This is a genomic window from Bacillus sp. RC251, from assembly GCF_044908765.1.
GTDB lineage: Bacteria > Bacillota > Bacilli > Bacillales > Bacillaceae_G > Bacillus_A > Bacillus_A wiedmannii.
In genome coordinates, this window is the sequence record NZ_JBIYDP010000002.1 from 631,431 (window position 1) to 651,129 (window position 19,699).

Sequence of the window (19,699 nt, forward strand, 5' to 3'; positions counted from 1 at the left end):
TGCTAATATAATTATCTGTGTGAAATAAATTCGGAGGTGCTTTATAAATGGCAGTTAAAATTCGTTTAAAACGTATGGGAGCTAAAAAAACTCCTTTCTATCGTGTAGTTGTTGCAGATTCTCGTTCTCCTCGTGACGGACGTTTCATTGAGGAAATCGGTACTTACAATCCGGTTGCTCAACCAGCTGAAGTTAAGATCAACGAAGAAGCAGCATTAAAATGGTTAGGAAATGGTGCTAAACCATCTGATACAGTTCGTAACTTATTCTCTAACCAAGGTATCATGGAGAAATTCCACTTATCTAAACAAGGTAAGTAATTGAGGCAATGACAATGAAGAAGTTAGTCGAGACGATTGTCAAGCCTCTTGTCGATCATCCTGAAGATGTAAAAGTTACACAGGAACTTTACAACGGAGAGATAAAGTATCGATTAACTGTACATCCTGAGGATGTTGGAAAAGTCATTGGAAAGCAAGGGAAAGTTGCGAAAGCAATTCGAATGCTCTTGTATTCAGTGGGACATCATAATGATGAAAAAGTAACACTGGAAATTCAATAAACGTAAAAAGGGCGAGGAGTTATTTCCTCTCCCTTTTTTAACATTTAAAGAGAAGTTGCATGTTCCATATGTGAAATGGAGATGCTTAATTTATATAGAAACCAGGGGTGACATACTATTTATGACAAAATGGTTTAACGTAGGGAAAATTGTAAATACTCATGGCGTAAGAGGAGAAATACGTGTTATTTCTCGTACTGATTTTCCAGAAGAGCGATATAAAGTAGGAAACACGTTATACATAAGTAATGAGAAAAGTACAGACTACCTTCCAGTGAAAGTAACTTCTCATCGTCAACATAAGACATTTGATCTATTAACATTTGAAGGATACAATAATGTAGATGAAGCAGAGAAGTTTAAAGGTTCTTTAATAAAAGTACCAGAAGAGCAGTTAGGTGAACTAGCTGAAGGCGAATACTACTACCATGAAATTATTGGTTGCAATGTTGTAACGGAAGAAGGAGAAGCGTTAGGAACAATAAAAGAAATTTTATCTCCTGGTGCAAATGATGTTTGGGTAATTAAACGTCCAAAAGGCCAAGATCTATTAATTCCTTATATTGATGATGTTGTACTTCAAGTTAACATTGAGAATAAATTAGTAACCATTCATGTAATGGAAGGGCTATTATAATGAAAATTGACATTTTAACATTGTTTCCAGATATGTTTACGGGTGTGTTTGGATCTTCAATTTTAAAGAAAGCACAAGAAAAAGAAGCGGTAGAGCTTCGTGTTGTCAATTTCCGCGATTATACAACGAGTAAGCATAATAGCGTAGATGATTATCCGTATGGTGGTGGCGCTGGGATGGTATTAACCCCCCAGCCCATCTTTGATGCAGTGGAAGAGTTAACGAAGGAAACAGAACGTAAACCGAGAGTTGTCCTAATGTGTCCACAAGGAGAGCGTTTTACGCAGAAGAAGGCAGAAGAACTTGCTGAAGAAGAGCATGTTATTTTTGTGTGTGGTCATTATGAAGGGTACGATGAACGAATTCGTGAGCATCTCGTAACGGATGAAATTTCTATCGGTGACTACGTATTAACCGGCGGAGAGTTAGCCTCTATGGTTATTACGGATAGTGTCGTGCGTCTCCTCCCGGGAGTGCTAGGAAATCATGCTTCACAAGTCGAGGATTCGTTTAGTACAGGTTTATTAGAACATCCTCATTATACACGTCCAGCTGATTTTCGTGGTATGAAGGTACCGGATGTACTAATGTCAGGAAATCATAAAAATATTGATGAATGGCGACACAAAGAATCACTACGTCGTACGTACAAGCGTAGACCGGATTTACTGGAAGAACGAGAATTATCTAAGCAAGAAGCGAAATGGTTAGAACAAATTAAAGAAGACAAGTAAGGGCTTGATATATTTTCTATTGCAACAGTCCTAGCAATATGCTATTATAACACTTGTGCTACTGAAATCAGTGGCCGTATTAACGATGTTCCGCTGTAATTTATTAAGACTTTATAAGAGCATCTGTTTAAAGGAGAGAATTTAATATGCAACAATTAATCGCAGAAATTACTCAAGGCCAATTAAAAACTGACCTTCCTTCATTCCGTCCTGGAGACACTTTACGTGTACACGTAAAAGTAGTTGAGGGAACTCGTGAAAGAATTCAGCTTTTCGAAGGTGTTGTAATTAAACGTCGTGGTGGCGGAATCAGTGAAACATTCACAGTTCGTAAGATTTCTTACGGTGTAGGTGTTGAGCGTACATTCCCAGTTCACACGCCAAGAATCGCGAAACTTGAAGTACTTCGTCGTGGTAAAGTACGTCGTGCTAAGTTATACTACTTACGTAACCTTCGCGGTAAAAAAGCACGTATTAAAGAAATTCGATAAGACATGTATGGGAGCTTGTAAATACACAAGCTCCCTTTTTCCAATCTATATAAAATTTTGATATAATACGAGCAGCTTACATAATCGTGGAGGGGAAACGCATGAAAAAAGAAAAGAGTTCACTTTGGGAATGGATCAAAGCAATTTTGATTGCTGTTGTATTAGCGGGTGTTATTAGACAGTTTTTCTTTGCTCCAATTCTCGTAGATGGAGTATCGATGGCGTCTACTTTACATGATCGCGATCGAATGATTGTCAATAAAATTGGTTATCACATAGGAGATCCGAAACGATTTGATATTATCGTATTCCGAGCAACGGAAGATAAAGATTATATTAAGCGCATTATCGGCCTGCCAGGCGATGAAATAGAGTATCGTAATGATAAACTATATGTTAACGGAAAGGCTTATGAGGAGCCGTATTTAGACAAGCAAAAAAAACAAATTGCTGACGGACCGCTTACATATGATTTTACTCTTGAAGAAATGACAGGGAAGAAAACTGTTCCAGAAGGTCAATTATTTGTTTTAGGCGATAATCGTCGTTTTAGTAAAGATAGCCGTTCGATTGGTACAATTTCAATGGACCAAGTGATTGGAAAAGCAAATATACTATATTGGCCGTTAAAAGATGCTCGTATTGTGAAATAAAAGAAAAAGAAGGTGGCAACATGGTAATTCAATGGTTCCCGGGACATATGGCAAAGGCTAGACGCCAAGTAACAGAAAAATTAAAGTTAATTGATGTTGTAATTGAGCTTGTAGATGCTCGATTACCTTTATCTTCTCGAAATCCAATGATCGATGAGATTATTACACATAAGCCGAGGCTTGTTGTTTTAAATAAAGCGGATATGGCAGATGATCGTTTAACAAAGCAATGGATTGCATATTTTAAAGAAAAAGGCCAAATGGCAATTTCAATTAACGCACAAGCTGGACAAGGTATGAAGGAAATTGCAGCGGCTTGTAAAGTGTTGGTGAAAGAAAAATTTGATAAAATGGTTGCAAAAGGTATTAGACCGAGAGCAATTCGTGCATTAATTGTAGGTATACCGAATGTTGGTAAATCTACGTTAATTAATAAGTTGGCGAAGAAAAATATTGCTAAAACAGGAGATCGTCCTGGTGTAACAACAGCTCAACAATGGATTAAAGTTGGGAAGGAAATGGAACTGTTAGATACACCGGGTATTTTATGGCCTAAATTTGAAGATCAATTGGTGGGTCTTCGTTTAGCGACAACAGGCGCAATTAAAGATTCAATTTTAAATTTACAAGATGTTGCTGTTTACGCTTTACGTTTTATGGAAAAACATTATCCAGAACGTTTGAAAGATCGATATAATTTAAATGAAATTCCAGAAGATATTGTGGAGTTATTTGATGCAATTGGAAAAAATAGAGGCTGTTTAATGGGCGGCGGAATGATTGATTACGATAAAACATCTGAGCTTATACTTCGTGAGCTTCGTGGTGGGAAACTTGGGAAAATGACGTTTGAAACACCAGAAGAGTTTGCGGAGCAAGTAGAAGGTGTTGAAAAAGTAGAAGAAGTATAAGACGTGCGTTTGTACGTCTTTTCTTTTTTGTATATAAAAGGAGTGTGCGTGAATGCAAAAAGTGACTATTCAAGAAGCGGAACATTTACTGCAAAAAATTATGAGTGAAGAGGACGACCGCTTTCAAATATTAATGAAAGATGAGCGAAAAGGGGTACAAAAGCTCATTTTGAAGTGGCATAAACAAAAAGAGTTAGCGCAGAAAGAAAAAGAAAAGTTTTTCGAAATGTCCAAGTATGAGATTGCATTACGTGAAAAAGGGCTCACATTTATTGCAGGTATAGATGAAGTAGGGCGTGGGCCGCTAGCTGGGCCTGTCGTGACGGCAGCTGTTGTCCTTCCGGAAGATTTTTATATTCCAGGGTTAAATGACTCGAAAAAGCTGAGTGAGGCGAAGCGAGAGCGTTTTTATGATGAAATTAAAGCACAAGCAATTGCAATTGGAGTTGGAATTGTATCACCACAAGTTATTGATGAGATAAATATTTATCAAGCGACGAAACAAGCGATGTTAGATGCTGTTGCGAATTTATCTTGTGCACCAGAACATTTATTAATTGATGCGATGAAACTTCCTACACCAATTCCGCAAACATCCATTATTAAAGGTGATGCGAAAAGTATTTCTATTTCAGCTGCATCCATTATTGCGAAAGTAACGAGAGATCGTATGATGAAAGAGCTTGGAGAAAAGTATCCTGCATACGGATTTGAACAACATATGGGATATGGCACAAAACAACATTTAGAAGCGATTGAAGCGCATGGAGTATTAGAAGAACATCGTAAATCGTTTGCACCAATTAAAGATACGATTCAAAAATAAGCTGCGAATATGCAGCTTATTTTTTTATTTTGGTATATGAACATTATTATTTTCAAAAAAGAATAAAGCGATTTCAGTTTTCTGACACTTTATTGTAGACAGCGTGCCAATCATCTTATACAATGGCAATGTAATGTTTTTTAAACATTAAAAAACTTTTCGAGTAAAACAGGAAAACAGGGGAGGATGGGACCATGAATATCCATGAGTACCAAGGTAAGGCAGTCCTTAAAAGCTATGGGGTTAGCGTTCCGAACGGGAAGGTTGCATTTACAGTAGAAGAAGCTGTAGAAGCAGCGAAAGAATTAGGAACGGATGTATGTGTAGTAAAAGCACAAATTCACGCTGGTGGACGCGGCAAAGCTGGCGGAGTAAAAGTTGCAAAAAATTTAGATGAAGTTCGTACATATGCAGAGAGCATTTTAGGAACTACACTTGTGACACATCAAACAGGTCCTGAAGGTAAGGAAGTAAAACGCTTACTTATCGAAGAAGGTTGCGATATTAAAAAAGAATATTATGTTGGTCTAGTTTTAGATCGTGCAACTTCTCAAGTTGTTTTAATGGCATCTGAAGAAGGTGGAACAGAAATTGAAGAAGTAGCAGAGCAAACACCTGAAAAGATCTTTAAAGAATATATTGATCCAGCAGTAGGCTTACAAGGCTTCCAAGCGCGCCGAATCGCGTTTAACATCAATATTCCAAAAGAGCTTGTAGGACAAGCTGTGAAGTTTATGATGGGCTTATACCGTGCGTTTATCGAAAAAGATTGCTCTATCGCGGAGATCAATCCACTTGTTACAACAGGTGACGGTAAAGTTATGGCATTAGATGCGAAATTAAACTTTGATTCTAATGCTTTATATCGCAATAAAGACATTTTAGAACTTCGTGATCTTGATGAAGAAGATTCAAAAGAAATTGAAGCTTCTAAATATGACTTAAACTACATTCCTTTAGATGGAAATATCGGTTGTATGGTTAATGGTGCAGGTTTAGCGATGGCTACAATGGATATCATTAAACATTACCATGGCGATCCAGCTAACTTCTTAGATGTTGGTGGCGGTGCAACAGCTGAAAAAGTTACAGAAGCATTCAAAATTATCCTTTCTGACAAAAATGTAAAAGGTATCTTCGTTAACATTTTTGGTGGCATTATGAAGTGTGATGTTATCGCAGAAGGTGTTATTGAAGCGACGAAACAAGTAGGTCTTGAATTGCCTTTAGTTGTACGTCTTGAAGGTACAAACGTAGAGTTAGGTAAGAAAATTTTAAATGAGTCTGGCTTAAATATTGTTGCAGCAGAATCTATGGCAGACGGTGCACAAAAAATTGTTTCACTAGTGGGCTAATAGAAAGCGGGGGAGAAAAATGAGCGTATTAGTTAATAAAGATACAAAAGTTATTGTTCAAGGTATTACAGGTTCTCAAGGTTTATTCCACACAAAACAAATGATTGAATACGGTACGAAAATTGTCGGTGGTGTAACGCCAGGTAAAGGTGGCACTGATATTGAAGGTGTACCAGTATTTGATACTGTAGAAGATGCAGTGAAAGCAACAGGCGCAAACGCTTCAGTTGTATACGTTCCACCCGCTTTTGCGGCTGATGCAATTATGGAAGCAGTTGATGCAGAAATCGATTTAGTAGTATGTATTACTGAAGGTATTCCTGTATTAGATATGGTAAATGTAAAGAGATATATGGCGGGTAAACATACACGTTTACTTGGACCAAACTGTCCTGGTGTTATTACGCCTGATGAATGTAAAATTGGTATTATGCCAGGGTACATTCATAAAAAAGGCCATGTAGGTATCGTATCTCGCTCTGGTACATTAACGTATGAGGCTGTACATCAGTTAACACAAGAAGGTATTGGCCAATCTACTGCTGTAGGTATCGGCGGGGACCCAGTTAACGGTACGGACTTTATAGATGCGTTAAAAGCATTTAATGAAGATGAAGAAACACATGCTGTAATTATGATTGGTGAAATTGGTGGTACAGCGGAAGAAGAGGCGGCTGAATGGGTGAAAGCTAATATGACAAAACCTGTTGTAGGCTTCATTGGTGGCCAAACAGCGCCTGCTGGCAAACGTATGGGCCATGCTGGTGCAATCATTTCTGGTGGTAAAGGAACTGCTGCTGAAAAGATTAAAACGATGGAAGCTTGTGGTATTAAAGTAGCGGAAACTCCAGCCGTTATGGGTGAAACACTAATCTCTGTCTTAAAAGAAAAAGGTCTATTTGAGACTTGTAAAAACTACTAATCTGTTGAAAGACACCTTCTTGCTTGAAGGTGTCTTTTTACGCAATTCTTGTTTACATAATAAAAATTATGGGTAAGGAGAATTAAGATGAAAAGAGAACGATTATTACATCTTCATTATTTTTTAGCAGATCATTGGAAGGCAATGGAAAGACTACTATATGTCGATCCTGAATTGAAGGGAATATACACGTTTAATACAAAACAAATGGAATACTACACTGGAATATCCTCGAAAAAATCTTTAGAATTAGTAAATTTTCTTCAAAGTTCAAATCTCCCACAATATATATCTTATTTAGAGAAAAATCGAATCTTCTATATGACTATATGGGACGAAGATTATCCACAATTATTACGTGAAATACAGGATCCCCCATTTGTATTATATGGAAAAGGAGAGAAGTGTTTTCTCAGTAAAGCGAATAAATTAGCAGTTATTGGAACGAGAGAACCAATTTTATATGGACATGAGAGTTTAAAATTTATTTTACACCCATTATTAGAAAGGGAATGGCTTATTGTCAGTGGGTTTGCAAGAGGGATAGATACAATGTCTCATGAAATTACAGTAAGACGGCATTGCCCGACTATTGCAATACTAGGACATGGATTATCGTATATGTATCCAAAAGAGAATAGACATTTATATGAAACGTGGAATGAATATATATTGTTATTAACAGAGTATCCGCCGCACTATGCACCGAAAAAATGGTATTTTCCAAAAAGGAACCGGATTATTAGTGGTATAAGTAAGGGTGTTTTAGTTGTAGAAGCGAAATCAAGAAGTGGAACACTTATTACTGCGGACCTTGCTTTAGAGCAAAATAGAGAGGTATTTGCACTTCCTGGACCTATATTTATAGATAGTGCATCAGGAACGAATCATCTGATTCAACAAGGAGCAAAACTAGTAAGAAATGCAGAAGATATCTTGGAAGAAGTTTTAAATTAACTTTATATTTTTATGTTTTTATTAAACAATTATTGACAAATGGTAGATAGGCACTGTATGGTATATTCATTCTTGATTGACAAAAACAAGAGAAATCAATAAGATTGATGAAGACTTGAATCCACCTCTTAAGGAGGCACTAGCATGTCAGATTACCTCGTAATCGTGGAGTCGCCTTCTAAGGCGAAGACCATTGAGAAATATTTAGGGAAAAAATACAAAGTTGTCGCGTCTATGGGACACGTTCGCGATTTACCTAAAAGCCAAATGGGGATAGAAGTAAAGAACAACTTCACCCCGAAGTATATTACCATTCGTGGTAAAGGTCCCGTCTTAAAAGATTTAAAATCAGCGGCCAAAAAAGCAAAGAAAGTCTATCTCGCGGCCGATCCAGACCGCGAAGGGGAAGCGATTGCTTGGCATTTAGCCAATACGTTAAATGTGGACGTTGAATCAGATTGCCGAGTTGTGTTTAATGAGATTACAAAAGATGCAATAAAAGAATCATTTAAACATCCTCGTGCGATTAATATGGATTTAGTAGATGCACAGCAAGCAAGGCGTATACTAGATCGTCTTGTTGGTTACAATATTAGTCCTTTATTATGGAAGAAAGTAAAAAAAGGATTAAGTGCAGGACGCGTACAATCTGTAGCAGTTCGTTTAATTATCGAACGTGAAAAAGAAATTCAAATCTTTGAGCCTGAAGAATTCTGGACAATTAAGACAGAATTTGTGAAAGGGAAAGACACATTTGAAGCAAGTTTTTACGGTGTAGATGGTGAAAAAGTTCAATTAACGAATGAAACGCAAGTGAATGAAATAATTGAACAGATGAAAGATAATGCGTTTTCAGTTGAAAATGTAACGCGAAAAGAGCGAAAACGTAATCCTGCATTACCGTTTACAACATCTTCCTTGCAACAAGAGGCAGCGCGTAAGTTAAACATGCGAGCAAAGAAAACAATGATGCTCGCGCAGCAATTGTATGAAGGTATAGATCTTGGAAAGCAAGGGACTGTAGGTCTTATTACGTATATGAGAACTGACTCAACACGTATCTCAGAAACAGCTCAAACAGAGGCGCGTACTTACATTACTGAGGCGTTTGGTGCGGAATACATAGGGACAGAAAAGAAGAAAGAAACGAAAAAGTCGAACGCGCAAGATGCGCATGAGGCAATTCGTCCTACTTCGGTAATGAGAAGGCCAGAGGAACTAAAGAGTTTCTTAAGTCGTGATCAACTTCGGTTGTATAAACTGATTTGGGAGCGATTTGTTGCAAGTCAAATGGCGTCTGCTATAATGGATACTGTGACAGCTAGACTCATTAATAACAATGTTCAGTTCCGTGCAAGTGGATCGGTTGTAAAGTTTCCAGGATTTATGAAAGTGTATGTAGAGTCGAAAGATGACGGGGCTGAAGAAAAGGATAAAATGTTGCCACCTTTAGAAGTAGGGGAAACGGTATTTTCGAAGGATTTAGAACCGAAGCAACACTTTACACAACCTCCGCCGCGCTATACAGAGGCTCGTCTAGTAAGAACACTTGAAGAGCTTGGAATTGGAAGACCGTCGACTTACGTGCCGACACTTGAAACGATTCAAAAACGTGGATACGTAGGTTTGGATAATAAACGCTTCGTTCCAACTGAACTTGGTGAAATAGTAATTGAACTTATTTTAGAGTTTTTCCCAGAAATTATTAACATTGAATTTACTGCTAACATGGAGCAAAGTCTTGATGAAGTAGAAGAAGGAAATGCGAATTGGGTAAAAATTGTTGATGATTTCTACGTAGGCTTTGAACCGCGTTTAGAAAAAGCGGAAAAAGAAATGCGTGAAGTGGAAATTAAAGATGAACCAGCTGGGGAAGACTGTGAATTGTGTGATCACCCAATGGTCTTTAAAATGGGTAAATACGGGAAATTTATGGCTTGTTCGAATTTCCCAGATTGTCGTAATACAAAACCGATTGTGAAAGAAATCGGTGTTACTTGTCCGAAGTGTGATAAAGGTCAAATTATTGAACGCCGTAGTAATAAAAAGAAACGTCTTTTCTATGGATGCGGTACGTATCCAGAGTGTGACTTTGTATCTTGGGATAAACCAATTGGTCGTAAATGTCCGAAGTGCGAAGGTATGCTTGTAGAGAAGAAGTTGAAAAAAGGCGTGCAAGTACAATGTATTTCGTGTGATTATGAAGAAGAACAACAAATGTGAGCGTAACTGCTCACATTTTTTTCGGGAAGAAAAGGAAAGGTGATAAATATGACAACACAAGTAGTAAACGTCATTGGCGCAGGTCTTGCAGGAAGTGAAGCAGCTTACCAAATTGCAAAACGTGGTGTCCAAGTAAAATTATATGAAATGAGACCGGTAAGGCAAACGCCAGCTCATCACACAGATAAATTTGCAGAGTTAGTATGCAGTAACTCGCTTCGCGCAAACACATTAACAAACGCTGTTGGTGTTATTAAAGAAGAAATGCGTTTAATGGACTCTGTTATTATTCGTGCAGCTGATGAGTGCTCTGTACCAGCAGGAGGAGCTTTAGCTGTAGATCGTCATGAATTTGCGGCAAAGGTAACGGAGTATGTGAAAAACCATCCGAACGTAACTGTGATGAATGAAGAAATTACTGAAATTCCAGAAGGACCTACTGTTATCGCGACAGGTCCACTTACGTCTCCTGATCTTGCTGCACAATTAAAAGAATTAACAGGCGAAGATTATTTTTATTTCTATGATGCTGCAGCACCGATTGTTGAGAAAGACAGCATTGATATGAATAAAGTATATTTAAAGTCTCGTTACGATAAAGGGGAAGCTGCATATTTAAACTGCCCAATGACGGAAGAGGAATTTGACCGTTTTTACGAGGCTTTAATTGCTGCTGAAACAGTACCTTTAAAAGAATTTGAAAAAGAAATTTTCTTTGAAGGCTGTATGCCGGTAGAAGTTATGGCAAGTAGAGGAAGACAGACGCTAGTATTTGGACCGATGAAACCTGTTGGATTAGAAGATCCGAAAACAGGAAAAACGCCATATGCTGTTGTTCAGTTACGTCAAGATGATGCAGCAGGAACGTTATACAATATCGTAGGTTTCCAAACGCATTTAAAGTGGGGACCACAAAAAGAAGTGTTACAGTTGATTCCAGGACTGGAAAACGCAGAGATTGTACGTTATGGTGTAATGCATCGTAATACGTTTATTAATTCACCTAACTTGCTTCGTCCAACATATCAATATAAACAACGTGATGATTTATTCTTCGCTGGTCAAATGACTGGAGTAGAGGGATATGTTGAATCAGCGGCGTCAGGATTACTAGCGGGTATTAACGCTGCTCGACTTGTGAAAGGTGAAGAACCGGTTGTATTACCGCCTGTAACTGCAATGGGAAGTATGGCGAATTATATTACTGCGACAAACGCGAAAAACTTCCAGCCGATGAATGCAAACTTCGGTTTGTTTGCACCGTTAGAGAAGAAAGTTAAGAGGAAAGCAGAACGAAATGAAGCATATGCAACACGCGCTTTAGAAACAATTCAAAATTTTGTAAATATTTAGTTAAATTTCTTGCAAAGGCTACTAAGTTGTGATACGATTTAGTAGCCTTTATTGAGGTGAATTGTGTGAATGTGAAGAAATTGTTACAATTATTCGTTGGATATTTACAAATTGAAAGAAATTATTCAAAATATACAATTGCAAGTTATCAAAATGATTTAGAACATTTTGTGCAATTTATGGAGCGAGAAGGCATATCCTCTTTTTTAGATGTTACATACGCGGATGTTCGTTTGTACTTAACGACGTTGCACGATGAAAAGTTAGCCCGTAAATCTGTCGCAAGAAAAGTATCAAGCTTACGAAGTTTATATCGTTTTTTGATGCGTGAAGGTTATCGGAAAGATAATCCGTTTGCACTTGCGTCACTCCCCAAAAAAGAATTGTCAATCCCAAAGTTTTTATATGCTGAAGAATTAGAGGAATTATTTGAAGTTGCTGATACGGAAACACCGCTAGGTCAAAGGAATCAAGCTTTATTAGAGTTGATGTATGCGACTGGAATCCGTGTGAGTGAATGTGTCAATTTACAACTTACCGATATTGACTTCGCGGTGGGAACAATTTTAGTAATGGGAAAAGGAAAAAAACAAAGGTATATTCCGTTCGGAAGCTATGCGCAAGATGCTTTAATTACTTATATAGAGAACGGGAGAAAACAGTTGGCTCACAAAACTGAAGAACACTCTCATATGGTATTTTTAAATGCGAAAGGCACGCCGCTAACAAGTCGAGGGGTACGCTATGTATTAAACGAGCTCATTAAGAAGGCTTCACTGACAATGCGGATAAGTCCCCATATGTTAAGGCATACATTTGCTACTCATATGTTAGATGAAGGGGCAGATTTACGTACTGTACAGGAGCTACTCGGTCATGAGAATTTGTCGACGACACAAATTTATACGCATGTCTCTAAAGAAAGATTGCGTTCGGTCTACATGAAGCATCACCCGCGGGCATAAATTGCTTTTAAAGCTATAAAAACATATAAAGGAGTTTTTTCTATGGGAAATTTCCACGCTACAACGATATTTGCAGTTCATCATAATGGAGAATGTGCAATGGCTGGAGATGGTCAGGTGACAATGGGAAATGCAGTTGTAATGAAACATACAGCTCGTAAAGTCCGTAAACTTTTCCAAGGGAAAGTTTTAGCTGGCTTTGCAGGTTCCGTTGCTGACGCATTTACTCTTTTTGAAATGTTTGAAGGGAAATTAGAAGAGTACAATGGGAACTTGCAGCGTGCTGCAGTTGAGATGGCAAAACAATGGCGTGGCGACAAAATGTTACGTCAGCTAGAAGCGATGCTCATTGTCATGGATAAAACAACTATGCTTCTTGTTTCAGGTACAGGAGAAGTGATTGAACCAGATGATGGGATTTTAGCGATTGGATCTGGTGGGAATTATGCGCTTTCTGCAGGTCGTGCTTTAAAGCAATATGCAAGTGAACATTTAACAGCGAAGCAAATTGCGAAAGCGAGTTTAGACATTGCTGGCGATATTTGTGTTTATACAAACCACAATATAATTGTGGAAGAATTGTAGAATCGTAAGGGAGGCATTTTATATGCATTTACATTTTACTCCGCGTCAAATTGTGGAAAAATTAGATCAATACATTATTGGTCAAAAAGATGCGAAGAAAGCGGTTGCTGTAGCTTTAAGAAATCGATATCGTCGAAGTAAATTAGCTGAAAATCTACGTGATGAAATTGCACCTAAAAATATTTTAATGATTGGACCGACAGGTGTTGGTAAAACAGAGGTAGCACGACGAATGGCGAAACTCGTTGGAGCACCTTTTATTAAGGTTGAAGCTACCAAATTTACAGAAGTTGGATATGTAGGTAGAGATGTAGAATCGATGGTACGTGACCTTGTGGAAACGTCAGTTCGTATCGTGAAAGAAGAAATGGTAATTAAAGTACAAGACAAAGCAGAAGAACAAGCGAACCAACGTCTTGTTGAAATTTTAGTGCCGAGTCCGGAGAAACAATCTGGATTTAAAAACCCATTAGAAATGCTATTTGGCGGTGCTCAAAATTCGAATCAAACATCTGATGCACAGGAAGATGTTGAAATCGAAAAGAAACGTCAAGATGTGGAAAGAAAGCTTGCTGCAGGACTTCTTGAAGATGAAATTGTATCGATTGAAGTGACTGAGCAACAGTCTTCCATGTTCGATATGTTACAAGGAACTGGCATGGAACAAATGGGAATGAATTTCCAGGATGCATTAGGGAGTTTTATGCCGAAAAAAACAAAAAAACGTAAACTTTCTGTGAAAGAAGCAAGAAAACTCTTGACAAATGAGGAAGCACAGCGCTTAATTGATATGGATGAAGTTACACAAGAGGCTGTTTATCGTGCTGAACAGCTCGGGATTATTTTTATCGATGAAATTGACAAAATTGCTGGTAAGCAGTCGAATAGCGTAGATGTATCACGTGAAGGTGTGCAACGTGACATTTTACCAATTGTAGAAGGATCGAATGTTGCGACAAAATACGGATCAGTAAAAACGGATTATATTTTATTCGTTGCAGCTGGAGCGTTTCATATGTCTAAACCGTCGGATTTAATTCCGGAACTGCAAGGGAGATTTCCGATTCGAGTAGAATTAACAAAATTATCGACAGATGATTTTGTTAAAATATTAATCGAGCCTGACAATGCGTTAATTAAACAATATATGGCTTTATTAGCGACTGAAGGTATAGAAATTGAATTTTCAGACGAAGCTATTCGTAAGATTGCTGAGATTGCTTATCAAGTTAATCAGGATACAGATAATATTGGAGCAAGAAGACTTCATACGATTATGGAGAAACTCCTTGAAGATTTATCGTTTGAAGCATCTGAAATTACGTTAGAGAAAATAACGATAACACCTCAATACGTTGAGGAGAAATTAGCAACGATTGCTAAAAATAAAGATGTGAGCCAGTTTATTTTGTAATAGTGTCATCAGGTGACTCGCCCTAGTTTCCAAGTGATGAAAAAATATGTAAGTAACATGTAGGAGGAACTTTTGAAATGGAATTATTAGCAAAAACAAGAAAATTAAATGCGTTATTACAGAGCGCAGCAGGAAAGCCTGTAAACTTTAGAGAAATGTCTGACACAATGTGTGAAGTAATCGAAGCGAACGTATTCGTAGTAAGCCGTCGTGGTAAATTACTAGGTTATGCAATTCACCAACAAATTGAGAATGAGCGTATGAAACAAATGCTTGCAGAGCGTCAATTCCCGGAAGAATACACGCAAAGCTTATTCAACATTACAGAAACATCTTCAAACTTAGATGTAAACAGTGCTTACACAGCATTCCCAGTAGAAAATAGAGAATTATTTGGTCAAGGTTTAACTACAATCGTACCAATCGTTGGTGGCGGTGAGCGTCTAGGCACATTAGTGTTAGCTCGTCTTGGTCAAGAGTTCTTAGACGATGATTTAATCCTTGCTGAATACAGTTCAACTGTAGTAGGTATGGAAATCTTACGTGAAAAAGCAGAAGAAATCGAAGAGGAAGCACGTAGTAAAGCTGTTGTTCAAATGGCGATTAGCTCATTATCTTACAGTGAGTTAGAAGCGATTGAGCATATCTTCGAAGAATTAAATGGAACAGAAGGTTTACTTGTTGCAAGTAAAATTGCTGATCGCGTAGGAATTACTCGCTCTGTAATCGTAAATGCACTACGTAAATTAGAAAGTGCTGGTGTTATTGAATCTCGCTCTTTAGGTATGAAAGGAACATACATTAAAGTGCTAAACGACAAGTTTCTACAGGAACTTGCTAAATTAAAAACAAACTAATTTATAAAACTCTCCTCGTTTTTTGAGGAGAGTTTTTTGTGTGTAAAAGATTAATGGTGTCTGTAAAAAGCGTCATAATCGTGTTCTTTGGAAAAGCTATGAGTTGAATTTCACTTTTTTGCTTAAAAGAAATGCAGGTTGGTAATACTAGAATTCGAGTGTGAACAAAGAAAGTTTTACATTGTTCGCATTTTCGACTTGATTGTAATATTTCAGTATGATATAGTAAGCAGTGGTGTCAGTACAAAGTACACACGTTTGCTGATTTAAGTGTTGGTGCTACGTTTGTAGTTTCGCTTAGAGATGAAGTAAACGGAGGATATCAAAAACCATTTAGGAGGAACTATATTATGTCAGTAATTTCTATGAAGCAATTGCTTGAAGCTGGTGTTCATTTCGGACATCAAACTCGTCGTTGGAACCCAAAAATGAAGCGTTACATTTTCACAGAGCGTAACGGTATCTACATCATCGACTTACAAAAAACTGTGAAAAAAGTTGAGGAAGCTTACAGAACGATGCGCGACATCGCTGCTGAAGGTGGAGACATTTTATTCGTAGGTACTAAAAAACAAGCACAAGAAGCTATTAAAGAAGAAGCAACTCGTGCTGGTATGTACTTCGTTAACCAACGTTGGTTAGGTGGAACTTTAACAAACTTCCAAACAATCCAAAAGCGTATCAAGCGTCTTAAAGACATCGAAAGAATGCAAGAAGATGGTACTTTCGAAGTACTTCCTAAGAAAGAAGTTGTTCAACTTAAAAAAGAGTTAGAGCGTCTTGAGAAATTCTTAGGCGGTATTAAAGATATGAAAGGTCTTCCAAGTGCATTATTCATAGTAGACCCTCGTAAAGAGCGTATTGCAGTTGCTGAAGCACGCAAATTACACATTCCAATCATCGGTATCGTTGATACAAACTGTGATCCAGACGAAATCGATCACGTTATCCCAGCAAACGATGATGCAATTCGTGCTGTAAAACTTCTTACATCTAAAATGGCAGACGCGATCCTTGAAGCAAAACAAGGTGAAGAAACTGTTACTGCGTAACAAATTTGGAAAGGTGATAAGGGGTTCGGCCTTTTATCACCTTTTTTAAGGTATAAACACCTTTATAAAAGGTATAAATACATATTTTAGGAGGATGAAAAATATGGCAATCACTGCACAAATGGTAAAAGAACTTCGTGAAAAAACAGGCGCAGGTATGATGGACTGCAAAAAAGCTTTAACTGAGACTAATGGCGACATGGAGAAAGCAATTGACTTCTTACGTGAAAAAGGTATTGCAAAAGCTGCTAAAAAAGCAGACCGCATCGCTGCTGAAGGCTTAACTTTCATCGAAACAAACGGTAACGAAGGTTTAATTTTAGAATTAAACTCTGAAACTGATTTCGTTGCGAAAAACGAAGGTTTCCAAGCATTAATTAAAGAATTAGCTGCACACTTATTAACTAACAAACCAGCTAACATTGAAGAAGCTATGGCTCAAACAATCGAAGGCGGCAAAACAGTAGAAGAGCACATCAACGAAGCAATCGCTAAAATTGGTGAAAAACTTACACTTCGTCGTTTCGAAATCGTATCAAAAACTGATGCGGATGCATTCGGCGCTTACCTACACATGGGTGGACGTATTGGTGTATTAACAGTTCTTGAAGGTTCTACTGACGAAGCTGCTGCTAAAGATGTAGCAATGCACATCGCAGCAGTTAACCCTAAATACATCGACCGCGATGCTGTAACAGCTGAAGAAGTTGAGCATGAGCGTCAAGTATTGACACAACAAGCTTTAAACGAAGGCAAGCCTGAAAAAATCGTTGCAAAAATGGTTGAAGGCCGTCTAGGCAAATTCTTCGAAGAAATTTGCTTACTTGACCAGGCATTCGTTAAAAACCCTGATATGAAAGTTCGTCAGTTCGTTGAGTCTAAAGGCGGAACATTAAAAGGATTCGTTCGCTACGCTGTTGGTGAAGGTATCGAAAAACGCGAAGACAACTTTGCTGAAGAAGTAATGAACCAAGTAAAAGGTAGCAACTAATAAAGATTAGGGAACACATTGTGTTCCCTTTTTTAAAATAAAGATGTAAGCAATTGGAGGTTCATTATGAGTAAACCGAAATATAATCGTGTCGTATTAAAGCTAAGCGGAGAAGCGTTAGCTGGCGAACAAGGATTTGGAATTAACCCGTCTGTTATTAAATCAGTTGCGGAACAAGTGAAAGAAATTGCAGAACTTGATGTAGAGGTTGCTGTTGTTGTTGGTGGCGGAAACATTTGGCGTGGAAAAATCGGAAGTGAAATGGGAATGGATCGTGCTGGAGCAGATTACATGGGTATGTTAGCAACAGTTATGAACTCATTAGCTCTTCAAGATAGCCTAGAGAATGTTGGAATTCAAACTCGTGTTCAAACTTCAATCGAAATGCGTCAAGTAGCAGAGCCTTACATTCGTCGTAAAGCAATTCGTCATCTAGAGAAAAAACGTGTTGTGATCTTTGCAGCAGGTACAGGTAACCCATATTTCTCTACAGATACAACGGCAGCACTACGTGCAGCGGAAATCGAAGCAGACGTTATCTTAATGGCGAAAAACAATGTAGATGGCGTATATAATGCAGATCCATCTCTTGACCCAACAGCTACGAAATACGAAACACTTACTTACTTAGATGTATTAAAAGAAGGTTTAGGTGTAATGGATTCAACAGCTTCTTCTTTATGTATGGACAATGATATTCCATTAATTGTATTCTCGGTTATGGAAAAAGGTAACATTAAACGTGCCGTTTTAGGCGAAAATATCGGAACAGTTGTAAGGGGGAAATAAATATGGGACAACAAGTATTGAAGTCTTCAAATGAAAAAATGGAAAAAGCAGTTGCTGCTTACTCTCGTGAATTGGCAACAGTTCGCGCAGGTCGTGCAAGCTCGTCTGTATTAGATAAGGTACAAGTTGATTACTATGGTGCACCAACACCTGTTGTGCAATTAGCGAACATTACAGTTCCAGAAGCACGTTTACTTGTAATTCAACCTTATGATAAAACTTCTATCGGTGATATTGAAAAAGCAATCTTAAAAGCAGATTTAGGCTTAAATCCTTCTAATGATGGAACTGTAATTCGTATTGCATTCCCTGCATTAACAGAAGAGCGTCGTCGCGATCTTGTAAAAGTTGTGAAAAAATATGCTGAAGAAGCAAAAGTTGCTGTTCGTAACGTACGTCGTGACAGTAACGATGATCTTAAGAAGCTTGAAAAAGCTGGCGATATTACAGAAGATGATTTAAGAGGATATACTGAAGATATCCAAAAAGAAACAGATAAATATATTGCAAAAGTTGACGAAATCGCAAAAAACAAAGAAAAAGAAATCATGGAAGTGTAATAGCGATACCTTCGCAAATATGACCCTCTTCTTAAGGGGGTCTTTTTACACTTTTAGGCATACGTCTGCTTGCTGGAGGGTATGAATGATGTTTAAAAACTTTCCTTTTTTTAAAAGTAAAAAGGTCGCATCGTTTGATTATCTCGTTGAAAAAGTGAAAAAAGGATACATCCCAGAACATATTGCCATCATTATGGATGGTAATGGAAGATGGGCAAAGAGGAGAGCGATGCCTCGTATTGCGGGACATCATGAAGGCATGCAAGTTGTAAAGAAAATCACAAAATTTGCAAGCAAACTTAATGTGAAAGTGTTAACTCTTTATGCTTTTTCAACTGAGAACTGGAAAAGACCGAAAAAGGAAGTTGACTATTTAATGAGGCTTCCAGAAGAATTTCTAGGTACATTTTTACCAGAATTGATTGAAGAGAACGTACAAGTCCGAGTGATAGGACAACAAGATCGTCTTCCTACGCATACACGCAGAGCGATGGAAAAGGCCATGGAAGATACGAAAGAGAATACGGGATTAATTCTTAATTTCGCGTTAAACTATGGAAGTCGAGATGAGATCGTTTCTGCTGTGCAACATATGGTGAAAGATAGTGAGGAAGGAAAAATTCGTGTTGAAGATGTAAGTGAAGAAATGCTTTCTTCCTACTTAATGACGAGTTCTTTACCTGATCCAGAGTTGTTAATTCGTACGAGCGGAGAGCTACGTATTAGTAATTTCATGTTATGGCAAATTGCATATTCGGAGTTTTGGTTTACAGATGTGTATTGGCCAGATTTTACCGAGGAACATTTGCTAAATGCGATTACAGACTTTCAACATAGAGGGCGCAGATTCGGAGGCGTGTAG

The 19,699-nt window shown here is 37.9% G+C and carries 22 protein-coding genes; all 22 read left to right on the plus strand.

The window, feature by feature from the left end; translation table 11 throughout:
• Positions 1 to 47 precede the first annotated feature (47 nt).
• The 22 genes from rpsP to uppS all read left to right on the plus strand — a co-directional run bounded on the left by rpsP (position 48) and on the right by uppS (position 19,699).
• Positions 48 to 320 (plus strand): 30S ribosomal protein S16, encoded by a 273-nt coding sequence (gene rpsP, locus ABH961_RS13270; RefSeq protein WP_000268750.1) that lies wholly within the window; start codon positions 48 to 50, stop codon positions 318 to 320.
• 14 nt (positions 321 to 334) lie between these two features.
• Positions 335 to 562, plus strand: coding sequence for a KH domain-containing protein (locus ABH961_RS13275; protein ID WP_000737397.1), 228 nt, complete (start codon positions 335 to 337; stop codon positions 560 to 562).
• A 121-nt stretch (positions 563 to 683) separates the two neighbouring features.
• Positions 684 to 1,199 (plus strand): ribosome maturation factor RimM, encoded by a 516-nt coding sequence (gene rimM, locus ABH961_RS13280; protein ID WP_048546010.1) that lies wholly within the window; start codon positions 684 to 686, stop codon positions 1,197 to 1,199.
• Positions 1,199 to 1,933: a tRNA (guanosine(37)-N1)-methyltransferase TrmD gene (gene trmD / locus ABH961_RS13285; RefSeq protein ID WP_404519494.1), complete on the plus strand. Its 735-nt coding sequence runs from the start codon at positions 1,199 to 1,201 to the stop codon at positions 1,931 to 1,933. The genes rimM and trmD overlap by 1 nt, the downstream gene beginning before the upstream one ends.
• 146 nt (positions 1,934 to 2,079) lie before the next feature.
• Positions 2,080 to 2,424 carry a 50S ribosomal protein L19 gene (gene rplS / locus ABH961_RS13290; protein ID WP_001186518.1) on the plus strand — a complete coding sequence of 115 codons (345 nt, stop codon included), beginning with the start codon at positions 2,080 to 2,082 and terminating at the stop codon, positions 2,422 to 2,424.
• Positions 2,425 to 2,525: 101 nt separating this feature from the next.
• Entirely contained in the window at positions 2,526 to 3,077 is a 552-nt protein-coding gene (lepB, locus tag ABH961_RS13295) for a signal peptidase I (RefSeq protein WP_000711857.1), read from the plus strand.
• Positions 3,078 to 3,097: 20 nt separating this feature from the next.
• Positions 3,098 to 3,988: a ribosome biogenesis GTPase YlqF gene (gene ylqF / locus ABH961_RS13300; protein ID WP_048546006.1), complete on the plus strand. Its 891-nt coding sequence runs from the start codon at positions 3,098 to 3,100 to the stop codon at positions 3,986 to 3,988.
• A gap of 52 nt (positions 3,989 to 4,040) precedes the next feature.
• The gene (locus ABH961_RS13305; RefSeq protein ID WP_048546004.1) at positions 4,041 to 4,814 is read left to right on the plus strand and encodes a ribonuclease HII; all 774 of its coding nucleotides are present in this window, start codon (positions 4,041 to 4,043) and stop codon (positions 4,812 to 4,814) included.
• 194 nt (positions 4,815 to 5,008) lie between these two features.
• Positions 5,009 to 6,169 (plus strand): ADP-forming succinate--CoA ligase subunit beta, encoded by a 1,161-nt coding sequence (gene sucC / locus ABH961_RS13310; RefSeq protein WP_001020778.1) that lies wholly within the window; start codon positions 5,009 to 5,011, stop codon positions 6,167 to 6,169.
• A gap of 19 nt (positions 6,170 to 6,188) precedes the next feature.
• Positions 6,189 to 7,091, plus strand: coding sequence for a succinate--CoA ligase subunit alpha (gene sucD / locus ABH961_RS13315; protein WP_000115178.1), 903 nt, complete (start codon positions 6,189 to 6,191; stop codon positions 7,089 to 7,091).
• A gap of 87 nt (positions 7,092 to 7,178) precedes the next feature.
• Entirely contained in the window at positions 7,179 to 8,048 is an 870-nt protein-coding gene (gene dprA, locus ABH961_RS13320; RefSeq protein ID WP_048546002.1) for a DNA-processing protein DprA, read from the plus strand.
• Between the two features lie 144 nt (positions 8,049 to 8,192).
• The gene (gene topA, locus ABH961_RS13325; RefSeq protein ID WP_001286953.1) at positions 8,193 to 10,271 is read left to right on the plus strand and encodes a type I DNA topoisomerase; all 2,079 of its coding nucleotides are present in this window, start codon (positions 8,193 to 8,195) and stop codon (positions 10,269 to 10,271) included.
• Positions 10,272 to 10,319: 48 nt separating this feature from the next.
• The gene (gene trmFO / locus ABH961_RS13330) at positions 10,320 to 11,624 is read left to right on the plus strand and encodes an FADH(2)-oxidizing methylenetetrahydrofolate--tRNA-(uracil(54)-C(5))-methyltransferase TrmFO (RefSeq protein ID WP_000211997.1); all 1,305 of its coding nucleotides are present in this window, start codon (positions 10,320 to 10,322) and stop codon (positions 11,622 to 11,624) included.
• 65 nt (positions 11,625 to 11,689) lie between these two features.
• Positions 11,690 to 12,589: a tyrosine recombinase XerC gene (gene xerC, locus ABH961_RS13335; protein WP_001101235.1), complete on the plus strand. Its 900-nt coding sequence runs from the start codon at positions 11,690 to 11,692 to the stop codon at positions 12,587 to 12,589.
• Between the two features lie 42 nt (positions 12,590 to 12,631).
• On the plus strand, positions 12,632 to 13,174 hold the full coding sequence (gene hslV, locus ABH961_RS13340) for an ATP-dependent protease proteolytic subunit HslV (protein WP_000526271.1): 543 nt from the start codon (positions 12,632 to 12,634) through the stop codon (positions 13,172 to 13,174).
• A gap of 22 nt (positions 13,175 to 13,196) precedes the next feature.
• Entirely contained in the window at positions 13,197 to 14,588 is a 1,392-nt protein-coding gene (hslU, locus tag ABH961_RS13345; RefSeq protein ID WP_000550070.1) for an ATP-dependent protease ATPase subunit HslU, read from the plus strand.
• 77 nt (positions 14,589 to 14,665) lie between these two features.
• Positions 14,666 to 15,445, plus strand: coding sequence for a GTP-sensing pleiotropic transcriptional regulator CodY (gene codY / locus ABH961_RS13350; protein ID WP_000421290.1), 780 nt, complete (start codon positions 14,666 to 14,668; stop codon positions 15,443 to 15,445).
• A gap of 350 nt (positions 15,446 to 15,795) precedes the next feature.
• A complete protein-coding gene (gene rpsB, locus ABH961_RS13355; RefSeq protein ID WP_048546000.1) occupies positions 15,796 to 16,497 on the plus strand; it encodes a 30S ribosomal protein S2 in 702 nt (233 codons plus the stop codon).
• A gap of 103 nt (positions 16,498 to 16,600) precedes the next feature.
• On the plus strand, positions 16,601 to 17,488 hold the full coding sequence (gene tsf, locus ABH961_RS13360) for a translation elongation factor Ts (RefSeq protein WP_048545999.1): 888 nt from the start codon (positions 16,601 to 16,603) through the stop codon (positions 17,486 to 17,488).
• A 66-nt stretch (positions 17,489 to 17,554) separates the two neighbouring features.
• Positions 17,555 to 18,277: a UMP kinase gene (pyrH, locus tag ABH961_RS13365; protein ID WP_048545997.1), complete on the plus strand. Its 723-nt coding sequence runs from the start codon at positions 17,555 to 17,557 to the stop codon at positions 18,275 to 18,277.
• Between the two features lie 2 nt (positions 18,278 to 18,279).
• Positions 18,280 to 18,837: a ribosome recycling factor gene (gene frr / locus ABH961_RS13370; protein ID WP_000531506.1), complete on the plus strand. Its 558-nt coding sequence runs from the start codon at positions 18,280 to 18,282 to the stop codon at positions 18,835 to 18,837.
• 85 nt (positions 18,838 to 18,922) lie between these two features.
• Positions 18,923 to 19,699, plus strand: a complete 777-nt coding sequence (gene uppS, locus ABH961_RS13375; RefSeq protein WP_404519495.1) for an undecaprenyl pyrophosphate synthase — start codon at positions 18,923 to 18,925, stop codon at positions 19,697 to 19,699.